We start from the raw sequence: 16,825 nt of genomic DNA, 5'->3' as shown, positions 1-16,825 counted from the left end.
AGATCGGCCGCGATGCGGTTCTCAAGCTGATGGAAGCGGTGGATGCCTACATCCCGCAGCCGGAGCGTCCGATTGACCAGCCGTTCCTGATGCCGATCGAAGACGTGTTCTCGATCTCGGGCCGCGGCACGGTGGTGACGGGTCGCGTCGAGCGCGGCATCGTGAAGGTCGGCGAGGAAGTGGAGATCGTGGGTCTGCGCGACACGCAGAAGACGACGGTCACCGGCGTCGAGATGTTCCGCAAGCTGCTCGATCAGGGTCAGGCTGGCGACAACGTGGGCGTTCTGCTGCGTGGTACGAAGCGCGAGGACGTGGAGCGCGGCCAGGTGCTGTGCAAGCCCGGCTCGATCAAGCCGCACACGAAGTTCAAGGCCGAGGCCTACATCCTGACGAAGGAAGAGGGCGGCCGTCATACGCCGTTCTTCGGCAACTACCGTCCGCAGTTCTACTTCCGCACGACCGACGTGACGGGCGTGGTGAAGCTGCCTGAAGGCACCGAGATGGTGATGCCGGGCGACAACATCACGATGGAAGTGGAGCTGATCGCTCCGATCGCCATGGAAGAGAAGCTGCGCTTTGCTATCCGTGAAGGCGGTCGTACCGTCGGCGCCGGCGTCGTCGCCGCCGTGATGGATTAATAATAAACCGGGTGGCGGTTCATCCGCCACCTGTCGACCCGCTCGTAGGAGTGTAGCTCAATCGGCTAGAGCACCGGTCTCCAAAACCGGGGGTTGGGGGTTCGAGTCCCTCCACTCCTGCCAGCGGGTCGACAAAGCGGACGTTTTCGATTATGAGGCGTCGCTTAAGATGGTTTGAACAGGTGGCGCGAGGCTAGAAAACAGCCTCGCGCCCCTTCAATTTGGGCTCAAGCGTGCCCTTTCAGGGACGCTCTGGGCTGCTCAGAAAGCCCGTGGACGCAAGCGAAATGGCGAAAACGAACCCGTTCGATTTCATACAGCAGGTCCGCTCGGAAGCCGCGAAGGTGACCTGGCCGACGCGCAAGGAAACCATGATCACGACCGCTATGGTGTTCGTGATGGTCGTGGTGGCGAGCGTATTCTTCCTGGTCGTCGATCAGGCGATCGGCTGGGGCGTCCGCTCGGTGATCCTTGGGCTTGGCGGTTAAGAGGTAGATGTGATGGCGAAGCGTTGGTATATCGTCCACGCCTACTCGAATTTCGAAAACAAGGTGGCTCAGTCGATCAAGGACCAGGCGGCGCAGCGCGGCCTCGAGGACAAGTTCGACGAAGTCATGGTGCCGACCGAGAAGGTGGTCGAGGTGCGCCGCGGCCGTAAGGTCGATACCGAGCGCAAGTTCTTCCCGGGTTATGTCCTGGTGAAGTGCGACCTCACCGACGAGGTTTATCACCTCATCAAGAATACGCCGAAGGTGACGGGCTTCCTGGGCGCCGACAAGGCCAAGCCGGTTCCGATCCCGGACCGCGAGGCCGAGCGCATCAAGGGCCAAGTGGCCGAGGGTGTCGATCACCCCAAGCCTTCCGTCAGCTTCGAGATCGGCGAGCAGGTCCGCGTGTCGGACGGCCCGTTCGCATCCTTCAACGGCGTGGTCGAGGAAGTCGACGACGCCCGGGCCCGCCTCAAGGTGGCGGTGTCCATCTTCGGTCGCGCAACGCCGGTCGAACTCGAATACGGCCAGGTCGAAAAGATCTGATCCGGTTGAAGGTGGCGCCTTAAACCGCGCCGCTTTCCTAGCCTCTCTTAGAGGCTTTCATCCGCGGGAGGTCTGCCCGGTCGCCAACCGGGAGCTTCAGGCTGCACCGCGATCTGCAACTGCCATTCCGTTCGGTTGGCGCCGGGTGGGTGGACCAATAGGAGCAGTCCTATGGCAAAGAAAATTGCGGGCTACGTTAAGCTTCAAGTGCCCGCCGGCGCGGCCAACCCGTCGCCCCCGATCGGTCCTGCGCTGGGTCAGCGCGGTCTGAACATCATGGAATTCTGCAAGGCCTTCAACGCGAAGACCGCGCAGATGGAGAAGGGCACCCCGATCCCGGTGATCATCACCGCCTATCAGGATCGCTCCTTCACCTTCGAGATGAAGCAGCCCCCGGTTTCGTACTGGCTCAAGAAGGCCGCGAAGATCGAGAAGGGCTCACAGACCCCGGGTAAGGGCGGCACCGTCGGCCGCGTGACCCGCGCTCAGATCCGCGAGATCGCCGAGAAGAAGATGGTCGATCTCAACTGCGACACCGTTGAATCCGCCATGGCCATGATCGAGGGCTCCGCGCGCTCGATGGGCATGGAAGTGGCGTAAGGAGGGCACGATGGCTAATGAAGGTAAGCGCATCCGCGCCGCCCGCGAGGGCATCGATGCCAACAAGCTGTATCCGATCTCGGACGCAGTGAAGCTGATCAAGGACCGCGCCAAGGCGAAGTTCGACGAGACCATCGAGATCTCGATGAACCTGGGCGTCGATCCGCGTCACGCCGACCAGATGGTCCGCGGCGTCTGCAACCTGCCGAACGGCTCGGGCCGTACGGTTCGCGTTGCCGTGTTCGCCCGTGGCCCGAAGGCCGATGAGGCGAAGGCTGCCGGTGCCGACATCGTGGGCGCCGAGGAGCTCTTCGAGATCGTCAACGGCGGCACGATCGAGTTCGATCGCTGCATCGCGACCCCGGACATGATGGGCCTCGTCGGCCGTCTCGGTAAGGTGCTCGGCCCGCGCGGCCTGATGCCGAACCCGCGCGTCGGCACGGTCACCATGGACGTCAAGGGCGCTGTCGAGGCTGCCAAGGGCGGCGCCGTCGAGTTCCGCGTCGAGAAGGCTGGTATCGTCCATGCCGGTATCGGCAAGGCCTCCTTCGGCGAGGACAAGCTCGTGGAGAACATCAAGGCTTTCGCCGATGCCGTCTCCAAGGCGAAGCCCTCGGGCGCCAAGGGCACCTACATCCAGCGCATCGCGGTTTCGTCCACGATGGGCCCGGGCGTGAAGGTCGATCCTTCGTCCGTCCTCAACGGCTAATCCGCCGTTCGAATCGAATAGGAAAAGCCCGGCGCTCGTCGCCGGGCTTTTTCGTTCCGGACCGCTCCAAGAGCCGAAAAAGGGCAGGGCGACGATACTCAGTTGCGTAAATAATCGCCAAATGCCCGGCAAAAGCCTCTTGGCAAGTGCGACAGGAAGGCTTATTAGAACGCGTTGAGTTTCCAATAGATACGGAAGCTGCGCTTCTGCGCGGCTTCAGTTAGGAATCCATCCCGGAGACGGGATGGTGACAAGCCGGCGGGTCAAAGGGCAACCTTTGGCGCGTTCCGGCTATGTCCTGTCCGAGACTGCAGGCGCCGGCTTGTCCGGCTTAATTCGTGAGGGCCTGCATAGACGGGGAAGCCGAGTTTCATACCTGCTCAACGCAGGTGTCGAGTTTCGGTTCGAACCATCTCACCCTGTGCGCCGCCTGGTGCATCTGGGGGACAGGGCTTGCGAGAGCGTCGTTCAGGCGTCTCGAGCGCGAGCTCGGGCCTTGAACGGCAGATGTAACCGGCGGAATTTTCCGCCAACCGGAGAGAGCCCAGTGGAAAGAGCAGCAAAGCGCGAGCTCGTCTCGACTCTCAACGACGTGTTTAACACCACGAGCGTTGTCGTCGTCGCCCACTATGCTGGTCTCACGGTTGCCGACATGCAGAAGCTGCGCGCGCAGATGAAGCAGGCCGGCGCCACCGTGAAGGTCGCAAAAAACAGCCTCGCCAAAATCGCTCTCGAAGGCAAGGACGTCGCGTCCATCTCGGGCCTTATGAAAGGTCCGACCCTGATCGCTTACTCGAGCGATCCGGTCGCGGCGCCCAAGGTCGCTGTCGATTTCGCCAAGACTAACGACAAGCTCGTTATCCTTGGCGGCGCAATGGGCGCGACCGCCCTGAACGTGGACGGAGTGAAGGCGCTTGCCACCCTTCCGTCCCTCGACGAACTGCGCGCCAAGCTGGTCGGCCTTATCCAGGCTCCGGCTACGAAGATCGCTCAGCTCTCGACCGCGCCGGCTGCAAAGCTGGCTCGCGTTTTCGGGGCCTATGCCAAGACAGGCGAAGCGGCGTGAGGCCGTACCCTCAATCACTAACCCGTTCGAACTGAACTTAAGGATCTAAAAAATGGCTGATCTTGCCAAGCTCGTTGACGATCTGTCGTCGCTGACCGTTCTCGAGGCCGCTGAGCTCTCGAAGATGCTCGAAGAGAAGTGGGGCGTTTCCGCTGCTGCTGCTGTTGCCGTTGCTGCTGCTCCGGCTGCTGGCGGTGGTGGTGCTGCTGCTGAAGAGCAGACCGAGTTCACGGTCGTTCTCGCTTCGGCCGGCGACAAGAAGATCGAGGTCATCAAGGAAGTCCGTGGCATCACGGGCCTGGGCCTCAAGGAAGCTAAGGACCTCGTCGAAGGCGCTCCGAAGCCCCTCAAGGAAGGCGTTGCCAAGGACGAAGCTCAGAAGATCAAGGAAACCCTCGAGAAGGTGGGTGCCAAGGTCGAGCTTAAGTAATTTTGCGGCCTAAAGGCCGTGAGGTTACCCCCGAGAAATCGGGGCTCAAAAACACGCGGTCCCAGGCATTTTTGCTTGGGGCCGTTGTGTCGTCAAAGAGGCCGGGCTTTTTTGGCGGCTTTTTCGAAGGGCTCGCAACGAGCCCGGATTGGTTCGAAAACCGGCGCCAGGCCGGGCGGCTAATCCAGGGTCCCGATAACCGGGGTTCTCGATTAGGCGTGTATGAGGAACGAGGTCCAGATGGCCAATACACTGATCGGCCGGAAGCGCATTCGCAAGTTCTTCGGCAAAATCAAGGAAGTGGCGGAAATGCCGAACCTCATCGAGGTTCAGAAGGCGTCCTACGACCAGTTCCTGATGGTCGATGAGCCAAAGGGTGGCCGGCCGGAAGAGGGCTTGCAAGCTGTCTTCAAATCGGTTTTCCCGATTTCGGACTTTTCGAACACTGCTCTGCTCGAGTTCGTGAAATACACGTTCGAGCCTCCGAAGTACGACGTTGACGAGTGCCGTCAGCGCGGCATGACCTTTGCCGCTCCGCTGAAGGTGACGCTGCGTCTCATTGTCTTCGATGTGGACCCGGATACCGGCGCCAAGTCCGTCAAGGACATCAAGGAGCAGGACGTCTACATGGGCGATATGCCGCTCATGACGGACAACGGCACCTTCATCGTCAACGGCACCGAGCGCGTGATCGTCTCGCAGATGCACCGTTCGCCGGGCGTGTTCTTCGACCACGACAAGGGCAAGACGCACTCCTCCGGCAAGCTGCTGTTCGCTGCCCGCATCATCCCGTATCGCGGCTCCTGGCTCGACATCGAGTTCGACGCCAAGGACATCGTGTATGCCCGTATCGACCGTAAGCGTAAGCTTCCGGTCACGTCGCTGTTCTATGCCTTGGGCCTGGACGGCGAGGAGATCCTCAACACCTTCTACAACCGCATCGTCTACACGAAGGACAAGAAGAATGGCTGGACCATTCCCTTCGATGCGGAGCGCATGAAGGGCTTCAAGGCTTCCGTCGACCTGATCGATGCGAAGACCGGCGAAGTCGTGCTCGAGGCCGGCAAGAAGCTCACCGCTCGCGCCGCCCGCCAGCTCGCCGAGAAGGGCCTCAAGAACCTGCGCGTGACGGACGAGGATCTCGTCGGCCAGTACATCGCCGAGGATCTCGTCAACCCGAAGACGGGTGAGATCTACGCCGAGGCCGGCGACGAGCTGACCATGACCGTCGACGCCAAGACCGGTGACCGCAAGGGCAACCTCGTCGATCTCATCGACCTGGGCTACACGGAAATCCCGGTTCTCGACATCGACCACGTCACCGTTGGTCCCTACATCCGCAACACGCTGGCCGTGGACAAGGCTTCCTCCCGCGAGGACGCTCTGTTCGACATCTACCGCGTCATGCGTCCGGGCGAGCCGCCGATCCTCGAGACGGCCGAAGCCATGTTCAACTCGCTGTTCTTCGACGCCGAGCGCTATGATCTCTCGGCCGTCGGCCGCGTGAAGATGAACATGCGCCTCGACCTCGATGCAGAGGACACCGTGCGCACGCTGCGCCGCGAGGACATCCTCGCCGTATCGAAGGCCCTCGTGGACCTGCGCGACGGCAAGGGCGAGATCGACGACATCGACCACCTCGGCAACCGCCGCGTGCGTTCGGTCGGCGAACTCATGGAGAACCAGTACCGCCTCGGCCTGCTGCGCATGGAGCGCGCGATCAAGGAGCGCATGTCGTCCGTCGATATCGACACCGTCATGCCGCAGGACCTGATCAACGCGAAGCCTGCCGCTGCCGCCGTGCGCGAGTTCTTCGGCTCCTCGCAGCTGTCGCAGTTCATGGACCAGACCAACCCGCTCTCCGAGGTCACGCACAAGCGTCGTCTCTCGGCGCTTGGCCCGGGCGGTCTGACCCGCGAACGCGCCGGCTTCGAAGTCCGCGACGTGCACCCGACGCACTACGGCCGTATCTGCCCGATTGAGACGCCGGAAGGCCCGAATATCGGTCTGATCAACTCGCTCGCCACCTTCGCCCGCGTGAACAAGTACGGCTTCATCGAGACGCCGTTCCGCCGCGTGCGCGACAGCAAGGTGACGGACGAGGTCGTGTATCTCTCGGCGATGGAAGAGGCGAAGTACAACATCGCCCAGGCCAACTCGACGCTGGATGCCAAGGGCACGCTGACGGAAGAACTCGTGATCTGCCGCCGCGCCGGTGAAAACATCGTGGCCGCGCCTGATCGCGTGGACCTGATGGAAGTGTCGCCGAAGCAGCTCGTGTCGGTCGCCGCCGCGCTCATCCCGTTCCTCGAGAACGACGACGCGAACCGCGCTCTCATGGGCTCGAACATGCAGCGTCAGGCCGTGCCGCTCGTGCAGGCGGACGCTCCGTTCGTCGGCACCGGCATGGAAGCGGTCGTGGCCCGTGACTCGGGCGCTGCGATTGCGGCCCGCCGCACCGGCATCGTCGACCAGGTGGACGCGACCCGTATCGTTATCCGCGCGACGGAGAACACGGATCCGACCCGTCCTGGCGTCGACATCTATCGCCTGCAGAAGTTCCAGCGCTCCAACCAGTCGACCTGCATCACGCAGAAGCCGCTGGTTCGCGCCGGCGACATGGTCCGCAAGGGCGACATCATCGCCGACGGCCCGTCGACGGAATACGGCGAGCTGGCTCTCGGCCGCAACGTGCTCGTCGCGTTCATGCCGTGGAACGGCTACAACTTCGAAGACTCGATCCTCCTCTCCGAGCGCATCGTGAAGGAAGACGTGTTCACCTCGATCCATATCGAGGAGTTCGAGGTGATGGCCCGCGACACGAAGCTGGGTCCTGAGGAAATCACGCGCGACATTCCGAACGTGTCGGAAGAGGCGCTGAAGAACCTCGACGAAGCCGGCATCGTTTATATCGGCGCCGAAGTTCACGCTGGCGACATCCTCGTCGGCAAGATCACGCCGAAGGGCGAAAGCCCGATGACGCCGGAAGAAAAGCTCCTGCGTGCCATCTTCGGCGAGAAGGCCTCCGACGTCCGCGATACCTCGCTGCGCGTGCCTCCGGGCGTGACCGGCACCATCGTGGAAGTACGCGTCTTCAACCGTCACGGCGTCGACAAGGACGAGCGTGCCCAGGCCATCGAGCGCGAGGAAATCGAGCGCCTGGCCAAGGACCGCGACGACGAACAGGCGATCCTGGACCGCAACACCTATGCGCGTCTGGCCGAGATCCTGGACGGCAAGAAGGGCGTGGCCGGACCGAAGGGCTACAAGAAGGACGCCAAGATCAACCGCGAGCTGCTCAACGAGTATCCGCGGTCGCAATGGTGGCAGTTCGCGGTCGAGGACGATGCTCTCATGTCCGAGATCGAGGCCATGCAGAAGCAGTACGACGAGTCCAAGAAGCGCCTTGAGCAGCGCTTCCTCGACAAGGTCGAGAAGCTTCAGCGTGGTGACGAGCTGCCCCCGGGCGTCATGAAGATGGTCAAGGTTTTCGTCGCTGTGAAGCGCAAGATCCAGCCGGGCGACAAGATGGCCGGCCGTCACGGCAACAAGGGTGTCGTGTCGCGCATCGTTCCCATCGAGGACATGCCGTTCCTCGAGGATGGTACCCACGCGGATATCGTGCTCAACCCACTCGGCGTGCCGAGCCGCATGAACGTGGGTCAGATCCTCGAGACGCATCTCGGCTGGGCTGCTGCCGGTCTCGGCAAGCAGGTCGCACAGGCCGTCGACGCGTACATGAAGAGCGGTCAGTCCAAGGGCCTGCGCGAGCAGCTCACCTCGATCTATGGGGACCTCCCGGAGATCAAGGGCGCTTCGGACGACGAGCTCGTAGAACTCGGCAACAAGCTGCGTCGCGGCGTTCCCTTCGCCACGCCCGTCTTCGACGGCGCGAAGGAGGCGGACATCGAGGCCATGCTAGCCAAGGCCGGCCTCGACCCGTCGGGTCAGGTCACGCTGTACGACGGCAAGACCGGTGAAGCCTTCGACCGTAAGGTCACGGTGGGCTACATCTACATGCTGAAGCTGCACCACCTCGTGGACGACAAGATCCACGCTCGCTCCATCGGCCCCTACAGCCTCGTCACCCAGCAGCCGCTGGGCGGTAAGGCCCAGTTCGGTGGCCAGCGCTTCGGCGAAATGGAGGTCTGGGCGCTCGAGGCTTACGGCGCTGCCTACACCCTTCAGGAAATGCTCACGGTCAAGTCGGACGACGTGGCCGGCCGTACCAAGGTTTACGAAGCCATCGTTCGTGGCGACGACACCTTCGAGTCGGGCATTCCGGAGAGCTTCAACGTTCTCGTGAAGGAAATGCGTTCGCTCGGCCTGAATGTCGAACTGACCAACTCCAAGAAGGCGGCCAACGAGGCGGAGCAACTGCCTCCGTCCGAAGCCGCCGAGTAAGGTGCGAAAGCGCTTTTGAATTTGAGGTAAGGCCGCGGCTTTGATGTCGCGGCCACATGCAATTGCCGGCGAGGGTGCTTACTTAAGCGCCTTCCAGCCCAGGAGACGGCGATGAATCAAGAGGTCATGAATCTCTTCAACCAGACGGCTCAGCCGCAAAGCTTCGATCAGATCAAGATCTCGATCGCGAGCCCTGAGAAGATTCTGTCCTGGTCTTACGGCGAAATCAAAAAGCCTGAGACCATCAACTACCGCACGTTCAAGCCCGAGCGTGACGGCTTGTTCTGCGCGCGCATCTTTGGCCCGATCAAGGACTACGAGTGCTTGTGCGGCAAGTACAAGCGCATGAAGTACAAGGGCGTGATCTGCGAGAAGTGCGGCGTCGAAGTGACCCTCGCGCGCGTCCGTCGCGACCGCATGGGCCATATCGAGCTTGCTGCTCCCGTCGCGCACATCTGGTTCCTCAAGTCCCTGCCGAGCCGCATCGGTCTGCTGCTCGACATGACCCTGAAGGATCTGGAGCGCATCCTCTATTTCGAATCCTACATCGTGGTCGATGCCGGCCTGACGCCTCTCAAGGACCGTCAGCTGCTGACCGAGGAAGAGTATATCCGTGCCCAGGACGAGTACGGCGAGGACAGCTTCACCGCCATGATCGGCGCGGAAGCCATCCGCCGCATCCTGCAGGAACTCGACCTCGAGAAGACCGCCCAGGAGATCCGTGAGGAAATCGCAGTCACGACTTCGGAGCTGAAGCCGAAGAAGCTCATGAAGCGCCTCAAGATCATCGAGGCCTTCGTCCAGTCGGGCAACAAGCCCGAATGGATGATCATGACCGTCGTGCCTGTGATCCCGCCGGACCTGCGTCCGCTCGTGCCGCTCGATGGCGGACGCTTCGCGACGTCGGACCTGAACGATCTGTACCGCCGCGTCATCAACCGTAACAACCGCCTGAAGCGGCTCATGGAGCTGCGCGCTCCGGACATCATCGTCCGCAACGAGAAGCGCATGCTGCAGGAGGCTGTCGACGCCCTGTTCGACAACGGCCGTCGCGGCCGTGTCATCACCGGCGCCAACAAGCGTCCGCTGAAGTCGCTCGCCGACATGCTCAAGGGCAAGCAGGGCCGCTTCCGTCAGAACCTGCTCGGCAAGCGCGTCGACTACTCGGGCCGTTCGGTCATCGTGGTCGGTCCGGAGCTGAAGCTCCATCAGTGCGGCCTGCCGAAGAAGATGGCTCTCGAGCTCTTCAAGCCGTTCATCTACGCCAAGCTCGACGCGCGCGGCCTGTCCGCCACCGTCAAGCAGGCGAAGAAGCTCGTCGAGAAGGAAAAACCCGAGGTTTGGGATATTCTGGACGAGGTCATCCGCGAGCATCCGGTTCTTCTGAACCGTGCGCCCACGCTGCACCGTCTCGGCATCCAGGCCTTCGAGCCCACCCTGATCGAGGGTAAGGCGATCCAGCTGCACCCGCTCGTCTGCGCCGCGTTCAACGCGGACTTCGACGGTGACCAGATGGCCGTGCACGTGCCGCTCTCGCTCGAGGCTCAGCTCGAAGCCCGCGTGCTGATGATGTCCACCAACAACATCCTGCACCCGGCCAACGGTCAGCCGATCATCGTGCCGTCGCAGGACATCGTTCTGGGCCTCTACTATCTCTCCATCGTCTCCGAGGGACAGCCCGGTCAGGGCAAGGCCTTCGCCGACATGGGCGAGATCGAGCATGCCCTCAACGAAAAGGTCATCACGCTCCACACCAAGATCAAGTATCGCTGGGAAGGCGTGAACGAGGACGGCAAGCCCTACACGAAGATCGTCGACACGACCCCCGGTCGCGTCATGCTCTCGCGTCTCCTGCCCAAGCACCCGATGCTGCCTTACGACGTCGTGAACAAGCTCATGACGAAGAAGGAGATCTCGGGAATGATCGACGCCGTCTACCGCCATTGCGGTCAGAAGGAATCGGTTATCTTCTGCGATCGCATCATGGGCCTCGGCTTCTACAATGCGTTCCGCGCCGGCATCTCGTTCGGCAAGGACGACATGGTGATCCCCGAGAACAAGTGGGAGATCGTCGAGGAGACCCGTGCCCTCGCGAAGGACTACGAGCAGCAGTACCAGGACGGCCTCATCACCCAGGGTGAGAAGTACAACAAGGTCGTCGACGCCTGGGCAAAGTGCTCGGACCGTCTCGCCGGCGAGATGATGAACCGCATCTCCGCGGTTCAGAAGGACGATCAGGGCCGCGACAAGCAGGTCAACTCGATCTACATGATGTCCCACTCGGGCGCTCGTGGTTCGCCGGCTCAGATGAAGCAGCTCGCCGCCATGCGTGGCCTCATGGCCAAGCCGTCGGGCGAGATCATCGAGACGCCGATCATCTCGAACTTCAAGGAAGGCCTGGACGTTCTCGAGTACTTCAACTCGACCCACGGCGCCCGTAAGGGCCTGGCCGACACCGCGCTCAAGACCGCGAACTCGGGTTACCTGACCCGCCGTCTCGTGGACGTGGCGCAGGACGCGGTCATCCGTGAGACGGATTGCGGCACCGAGAAGGGCATCAAGATGCGCGCCATCATCGACGCAGGCCAGGTGGTCGCGTCGCTGGCGTCCCGCATCCTGGGCCGTTCGACGGCCGAGGATCTGGTCGCCCAGGACGGCACCGTGATCGTTCCGAAGGGCACGATGATCGAGGAACATCACCTCGAAGGCATCGGCGCTGCCGGCATCCAGGAAGTGAAGATCCGTTCCGTGCTCGTCTGCGAGTCCAAGAACGGCGTCTGCGCCACCTGCTACGGTCGCGACCTGGCGCGCGGTACTCCGGTCAACCATGGCGAAGCTGTCGGCGTCATCGCCGCTCAGTCCATCGGTGAGCCGGGCACCCAGCTCACCATGCGTACCTTCCACATCGGCGGCGCTGCCCAGATCGCCGACTCGTCCTTCATCGAGTCGAGCTTCGAGGGCACCATCGGCTTCCGCAATAAGAACATTGCGAAGAACTCGGATGGCGACCTCATGGTCATGGGCCGCAACGTGGCCGTCGTGATCACCGGTTCGGACGGCGCCGAGCGTGCGGTTCACCGTCTGCAATACGGCTCGCGCCTGAAGGTGGACGAGGGCGACACGATCAAGCGCGGTCAGCGCATCGCGGAGTGGGATCCTTATTCCCGTCCGATCCTGACCGAGCTCGACGGTACGGTCGGCTACGAGGATCTCGTGGACGGCCAGTCGATGATCGAGTCCATGGACGAGTCCACCGGCATCGCCAAGCGCGTTGTCATCGACTGGCGCGGTTCGGCCCGTACGGCCGATCTTCGTCCGGCCGTGATCATCGAGGGCAAGGGTGGCAAGGTTGCCAAGCTCGCCCGCGGCGGTGACGCTCGCTATCTCCTGCCGGTCGACGCGATCCTCGCGGTCGATCCCGGCTCGAAGGTGAAGGCTGGTGACGTTCTGGCCCGTGTCTCGCTCGAGAGCGCCAAGACGCGCGACATCACGGGCGGTCTGCCGCGCGTGGCGGAGCTGTTCGAGGCCCGTCGTCCGAAGGATGCGGCCATCATCGCGGAGAAGTCCGGCACGATCCAGTTCGGCCGCGACTACAAGAGCAAGCGTCGTCTGACGCTGAACCCGCACGATGGCTCGGAGCCTGTGGAGTACTTGATCCCGAAGGGCAAGCACATCCACCTGCAGGACGGCGACGTGGTCGAAATCGGCGACTTCATCGTGGACGGCAACCCGGCCCCGCACGACATCCTTGCGATCAAGGGCGTCGAGGAACTGGCTGCCTACCTCGTGAACGAGATCCAGGAGGTCTATCGTCTCCAGGGCGTGCTCATCAACGACAAGCACATCGAGGTGATCGTTCGCCAGATGCTGCAGAAGGTTGAAATCACCGAAGGCGGCGACAGCGAGTTCCTCACCGGCGAGCAGGTCGACCGCCTCGAGTTCGAAGAGGCCAACGAGCGTCTCGTGTCCGAGAAGAAGAAGCCTGCCGAAGGCGTGCCGGTTCTGCTCGGTATCACCAAGGCCTCGCTGCAGACCCGCTCCTTCATCTCGGCGGCGTCCTTCCAGGAGACCACCCGCGTCCTCACCGAGGCGGCGGTCAACGGCAAGGTCGATACCCTCGAGGGCCTCAAGGAGAACGTCATCGTCGGCAGCCTCATCCCGGCTGGTACGGGCGCCATGACGTCTCAGATCAAGGCTGTTGCGACCCATCGCGACGAGCTGATCCTGCAGCAGAAGCGCTCCGAGTCGGCTGCCCAAGTCAGCGAGCTGCCCCCAGCAGCCGAGTAAGCAGACTTGGCGATAGATTGAGATTGAGAAGGCCGCCTCCGGGCGGCCTTTTCGCTTTCTGAGAGGGCAGGGATCCTTGCGGGAAGAGGAAATAAACCCCAAGTAAGGGCTCTAGCCCGCCATCGGAGCCCTCACAGTCGATCCTTTCCGGTTGGTGAACGGAAAGCTGTTGACTTTCCGCGACTCGGGCGCTAGAGAAACCGGACTTTCCGGCGGGCTGTAGGTTTTAGCCAGTCGAAGCGCCTAGCTTCGACCCGATGCGACCTAAACGCTGCCGAACTCAACCTTGACTGACACATGTCAGATTTAGGGCATGACCGCGGTGCCAGATCATCGTGGTCCTCTGCAATCGCACCGCGCCAAGGGCCCTAACAAGCCAATGGCGTGGCTTCGTTTTGTGCAACCTAAAAAGGCCTGCATGGGACGTTCGGTGCGGCGTTGAACCGTTGAAGACACTCAAAGGCCACTTTGGTGGCTGGTGAAAGAGGGCACAGGATGCCAACGATTTCTCAGCTGATCCGCAAGCCGCGGACGGCGCAAAAGAGCCGGAATAAGGTTCCCGCGCTTGAGGCCTGCCCGCAGAAGCGCGGCGTGTGCACGCGCGTTTACACCACGACCCCGAAGAAGCCGAACTCGGCTCTGCGTAAGGTCGCTAAGGTTCGCCTGACCAATGGCTTCGAAGTCATCGGTTACATCCCGGGCGAGGGACACAACCTTCAAGAGCACTCCGTGGTCATGATCCGCGGCGGCCGTGTGAAGGACCTTCCGGGTGTTCGCTACCACGTTCTCCGCGGTGTTCTCGACACCCAGGGCGTGAAGAATCGTAAGCAGCGTCGTTCGAAGTACGGCGCGAAGCGGCCGAAGTAAGCCGTTCACATCATTAAGGTCGGAGCTCGCTCATGTCCCGCCGCCATAGCGCCGAAAAGCGTGAGATTATCCCGGATCCGAAGTTCGGGGATATCGTCGTTACGAAGTTCATGAACTCCATCATGTACGACGGTAAGAAGTCCGCCGCCGAAAGCATCGTTTACGGTGCGTTCGACGTCGTCGAAAGCCGTGCAAAGGCTAATCCGCTCGAGGTCTTCAAGCAGGCCCTCGACAACGTTGCTCCGGCAATCGAAGTCCGTTCCCGCCGCGTCGGCGGTGCGACGTACCAGGTTCCGGTCGAAGTCCGCGCCGAGCGCCGTCAGGCTCTCGCGATCCGCTGGATCATCCAGGCTGCCCGCGGCCGCAACGACAAGACCATGATCGAGCGTCTCTCCGCTGAGCTGCTCGATGCATCGAACAACCGCGGCAACGCCGTGAAGAAGCGCGAAGACACCCACCGTATGGCGGAAGCCAACCGTGCGTTCTCGCACTACCGCTGGTAAGGTCTGAGGAGCTGAGCGATGCCCCGCACGCACGCGATTGAGGACTATCGTAACTTCGGCATCATGGCCCACATCGATGCCGGCAAGACGACGACGACTGAGCGCATCCTGTACTACACCGGCAAGTCCCATAAGATCGGTGAAGTGCACGAAGGTGCAGCCACCATGGACTGGATGGAGCAGGAGCAGGAGCGTGGCATCACGATTACCTCCGCTGCCACCACTTGCTTCTGGCGCGACAAGCGCCTGAACATCATCGACACTCCCGGCCACGTCGACTTCACCATCGAGGTGGAGCGTTCGCTGCGCGTCCTCGACGGCGCTGTCTGCGTTCTCGACGGCAACCAGGGCGTCGAGCCCCAGACCGAAACCGTGTGGCGCCAGGCCGACAAGTACGACGTTCCGCGCGTTGTGTTCGTCAACAAGATGGACAAGACCGGCGCTGACTTCTTCAAGTGCGTTGCCGATATCGTGAAGCGCGTGGCTGGCAAGCCCGTCTGCCTTCAGATCCCGATCGGGGCTGAGAGCGACTTCAGGGGCATGGTCGACCTCATCAAGATGAAGGCCTATCTCTGGGAGAGCGATGCTCTCGGCGCGAAGTTCGACGAAGTCGAGATCCCTGCCGATCTGAAGGACCAGGCTGCCGAATATCGTGGCAAGCTCATCGAAGCCGCCGTCGAAATGGACGACGAGGCGATGGTTGCTTACCTCGAAGGCCAGGAGCCCGACGAGACGACTCTGCGCCGCCTGATCCGTACGGCTGTGCAGCGCCGTGCCTTCCACCCGGTTCTCTGCGGCTCGGCCTTCAAGAACAAGGGCGTTCAGCCGCTTCTCGACGCCGTCGTGGACTTCCTGCCTTCTCCGGCAGATCGTGAAGCCATCGAAGGCATCGACTTCAAGACTGAAGAGCCGACGACCCGTAAGCCGACAGACGACGAAGGCTTCTCCATGCTCGCCTTCAAGATCATGGACGACCCCTTCGTGGGCACCATCACCTTCTGCCGCGTCTATTCGGGCAAGGTGAATGCCGGCGATACGCTGCTGAACTCGTCTCGCGACAAGAAAGAGCGCGTTGGCCGTATGCTTCTCATGCATGCGAACAACCGCGAGGACATCAAGGAAGCCTATGCCGGCGACATCGTCGCTCTGGCTGGCCTCAAGGAAGTCCGCACCGGCGACACGCTCTGCGATCCGGCCAAGGCCGTGATCCTCGAGCGCATGGAGTTCCCGGAGCCGGTGATCGAAATCGCCATCGAGCCGAAGTCGAAGGCTGACCAGGAGAAGCTTGGTCTGGCTCTCTCGAAGCTCGCTGCCGAGGATCCGTCCTTCCGCGTTTCCACCGATCAGGAATCCGGCCAGACGATCCTGAAGGGCATGGGCGAGCTTCACCTCGACATTAAGGTCGACATTCTCCGTCGTACCTACAAGGTCGATGCGAATGTGGGCGCTCCCCAGGTTGCCTATCGTGAGACTATCACGAAGAAGACCGAGGTGGACTACACCCACAAGAAGCAGACCGGCGGTACGGGTCAGTTCGCTCGCGTGAAGCTGGTCGTCCAGCCGAACGAGACGGGTGCTGGCTTCTCCTTCGAGTCGAAGATCATCGGCGGTGCTGTTCCGAAGGAATACATCCCGGGCGTCGAAAAGGGTCTTGCCTCGGTCGTGGGTGCTGGCGTCGTCGCCGGCTTCCCGGTGGTCGATCTCAAGGTCGAGCTCATCGATGGTGCCTTCCACGAAGTCGACTCGTCGGCTCTGGCGTTCGAAATCGCGTCTCGTGCTGCTCTCCGTGAAGCCCTCCAGAAGGGCAGCTCGGTTCTGCTCGAGCCGGTGATGAAGGTCGAAGTCACGACCCCTGAAGACTACACGGGCTCGGTCATCGGTGACCTGAACTCCCGTCGTGGCCAGATCCAGGGTCAGGACATGCGCGGCAACGCCGTGGTCATCAACGCGATGGTCCCGCTCGCCAACATGTTCGGCTACGTGAACACCCTGCGCGGCATGAGCCAGGGTCGTGCGAGCTACACCATGCAGTTCGACCACTACGAGCAGGTGCCGTCGAACGTGGCTGCCGAGGTTCAGGCGAAATACGCCTGAACCCACTAAAACGAATTTTGGAATATCAAAGGAACGGGTGCCACGATGGCGAAGGAAAAGTTTGAACGCAATAAGCCGCACTGCAACATCGGCACGATTGGTCACGTTGACCACGGCAAGACGTCGCTGACGGCTGCGATCACGAAGGTTCTGGCGGAAGCCGGCGGTGCGACGTTCACCGCCTACGACCAGA

Annotated in this window: 13 protein-coding genes and 1 tRNA gene; all 14 read left to right on the top strand. The window is 61.9% G+C overall.

All coding sequences use genetic code 11. The features are described from left to right. On the top strand, positions 1-638 hold a 638-nt coding region (locus MJ639_RS17670; protein ID WP_243375479.1), incomplete at its 5' end, for an EF-Tu C-terminal domain-related protein. Positions 639-684: 46 nt separating this feature from the next. Then, positions 685-761, top strand: a tRNA-Trp gene (locus tag MJ639_RS17665). Between the two features lie 164 nt (positions 762-925). Next, positions 926-1,126: a preprotein translocase subunit SecE gene (gene secE, locus MJ639_RS17660; RefSeq protein WP_047192276.1), complete on the top strand. Its 201-nt coding sequence runs from the start codon at positions 926-928 to the stop codon at positions 1,124-1,126. 12 nt (positions 1,127-1,138) lie between these two features. Further along, positions 1,139-1,672 (top strand): transcription termination/antitermination protein NusG, encoded by a 534-nt coding sequence (gene nusG, locus MJ639_RS17655; RefSeq protein WP_243375674.1) that lies wholly within the window; start codon positions 1,139-1,141, stop codon positions 1,670-1,672. A gap of 171 nt (positions 1,673-1,843) precedes the next feature. Continuing rightward, positions 1,844-2,272, top strand: a complete 429-nt coding sequence (rplK, locus tag MJ639_RS17650) for a 50S ribosomal protein L11 (RefSeq protein ID WP_243375673.1) — start codon at positions 1,844-1,846, stop codon at positions 2,270-2,272. Between the two features lie 10 nt (positions 2,273-2,282). Further along, positions 2,283-2,981 carry a 50S ribosomal protein L1 gene (rplA, locus tag MJ639_RS17645; RefSeq protein WP_243375671.1) on the top strand — a complete coding sequence of 233 codons (699 nt, stop codon included), beginning with the start codon at positions 2,283-2,285 and terminating at the stop codon, positions 2,979-2,981. A gap of 547 nt (positions 2,982-3,528) precedes the next feature. Continuing rightward, a complete protein-coding gene (gene rplJ, locus MJ639_RS17640) occupies positions 3,529-4,047 on the top strand; it encodes a 50S ribosomal protein L10 (RefSeq protein WP_243375670.1) in 519 nt (172 codons plus the stop codon). 52 nt (positions 4,048-4,099) lie between these two features. Further along, positions 4,100-4,477: a 50S ribosomal protein L7/L12 gene (gene rplL / locus MJ639_RS17635; RefSeq protein ID WP_243375669.1), complete on the top strand. Its 378-nt coding sequence runs from the start codon at positions 4,100-4,102 to the stop codon at positions 4,475-4,477. Between the two features lie 240 nt (positions 4,478-4,717). Then, complete coding sequence (rpoB, locus tag MJ639_RS17630) at positions 4,718-8,881, top strand: DNA-directed RNA polymerase subunit beta (protein ID WP_243375667.1); 4,164 nt, start codon at positions 4,718-4,720, stop codon at positions 8,879-8,881. A gap of 111 nt (positions 8,882-8,992) precedes the next feature. Then, complete coding sequence (gene rpoC / locus MJ639_RS17625; RefSeq protein ID WP_243375665.1) at positions 8,993-13,168, top strand: DNA-directed RNA polymerase subunit beta'; 4,176 nt, start codon at positions 8,993-8,995, stop codon at positions 13,166-13,168. Between the two features lie 495 nt (positions 13,169-13,663). Further along, positions 13,664-14,035, top strand: a complete 372-nt coding sequence (rpsL, locus tag MJ639_RS17620; RefSeq protein WP_019400023.1) for a 30S ribosomal protein S12 — start codon at positions 13,664-13,666, stop codon at positions 14,033-14,035. Between the two features lie 32 nt (positions 14,036-14,067). Continuing rightward, a complete protein-coding gene (gene rpsG / locus MJ639_RS17615) occupies positions 14,068-14,538 on the top strand; it encodes a 30S ribosomal protein S7 (protein WP_091139880.1) in 471 nt (156 codons plus the stop codon). A gap of 18 nt (positions 14,539-14,556) precedes the next feature. Beyond that, complete coding sequence (gene fusA, locus MJ639_RS17610) at positions 14,557-16,632, top strand: elongation factor G (RefSeq protein ID WP_243375663.1); 2,076 nt, start codon at positions 14,557-14,559, stop codon at positions 16,630-16,632. Between the two features lie 45 nt (positions 16,633-16,677). Next, on the top strand, positions 16,678-16,825 hold a 148-nt coding region (locus MJ639_RS17605; RefSeq protein WP_243373914.1), incomplete at its 3' end, for a GTP-binding protein.

This window comes from Microvirga solisilvae (assembly GCF_022808595.1).
Classification (GTDB): Bacteria; Pseudomonadota; Alphaproteobacteria; order Rhizobiales; family Beijerinckiaceae; genus Microvirga; species Microvirga solisilvae.
Note: the sequence above shows the minus strand (reverse complement) of the source record. Positions and strands in the feature narration are given on the sequence as shown.

Excerpts from the sequence above, each read along its gene's own strand:
- nusG (WP_243375674.1), top strand. The coding sequence starts at position 1,139 with ATGGCGAAGCGTTGGTATATCGTCCACGCCTACTCGAATTTCGAAAAC.
- rplL (WP_243375669.1), top strand. The coding sequence starts at position 4,100 with ATGGCTGATCTTGCCAAGCTCGTTGACGATCTGTCGTCGCTGACCGTT.
- rpoB (WP_243375667.1), top strand. The coding sequence starts at position 4,718 with ATGGCCAATACACTGATCGGCCGGAAGCGCATTCGCAAGTTCTTCGGC.
- fusA (WP_243375663.1), top strand. The coding sequence starts at position 14,557 with ATGCCCCGCACGCACGCGATTGAGGACTATCGTAACTTCGGCATCATG.
- rpsL (WP_019400023.1), top strand. The coding sequence starts at position 13,664 with ATGCCAACGATTTCTCAGCTGATCCGCAAGCCGCGGACGGCGCAAAAG.
- rplK (WP_243375673.1), top strand. The coding sequence starts at position 1,844 with ATGGCAAAGAAAATTGCGGGCTACGTTAAGCTTCAAGTGCCCGCCGGC.
- rpsG (WP_091139880.1), top strand. The coding sequence starts at position 14,068 with ATGTCCCGCCGCCATAGCGCCGAAAAGCGTGAGATTATCCCGGATCCG.
- rpoC (WP_243375665.1), top strand. The coding sequence starts at position 8,993 with ATGAATCAAGAGGTCATGAATCTCTTCAACCAGACGGCTCAGCCGCAA.
- rplA (WP_243375671.1), top strand. The coding sequence starts at position 2,283 with ATGGCTAATGAAGGTAAGCGCATCCGCGCCGCCCGCGAGGGCATCGAT.
- secE (WP_047192276.1), top strand. The coding sequence starts at position 926 with ATGGCGAAAACGAACCCGTTCGATTTCATACAGCAGGTCCGCTCGGAA.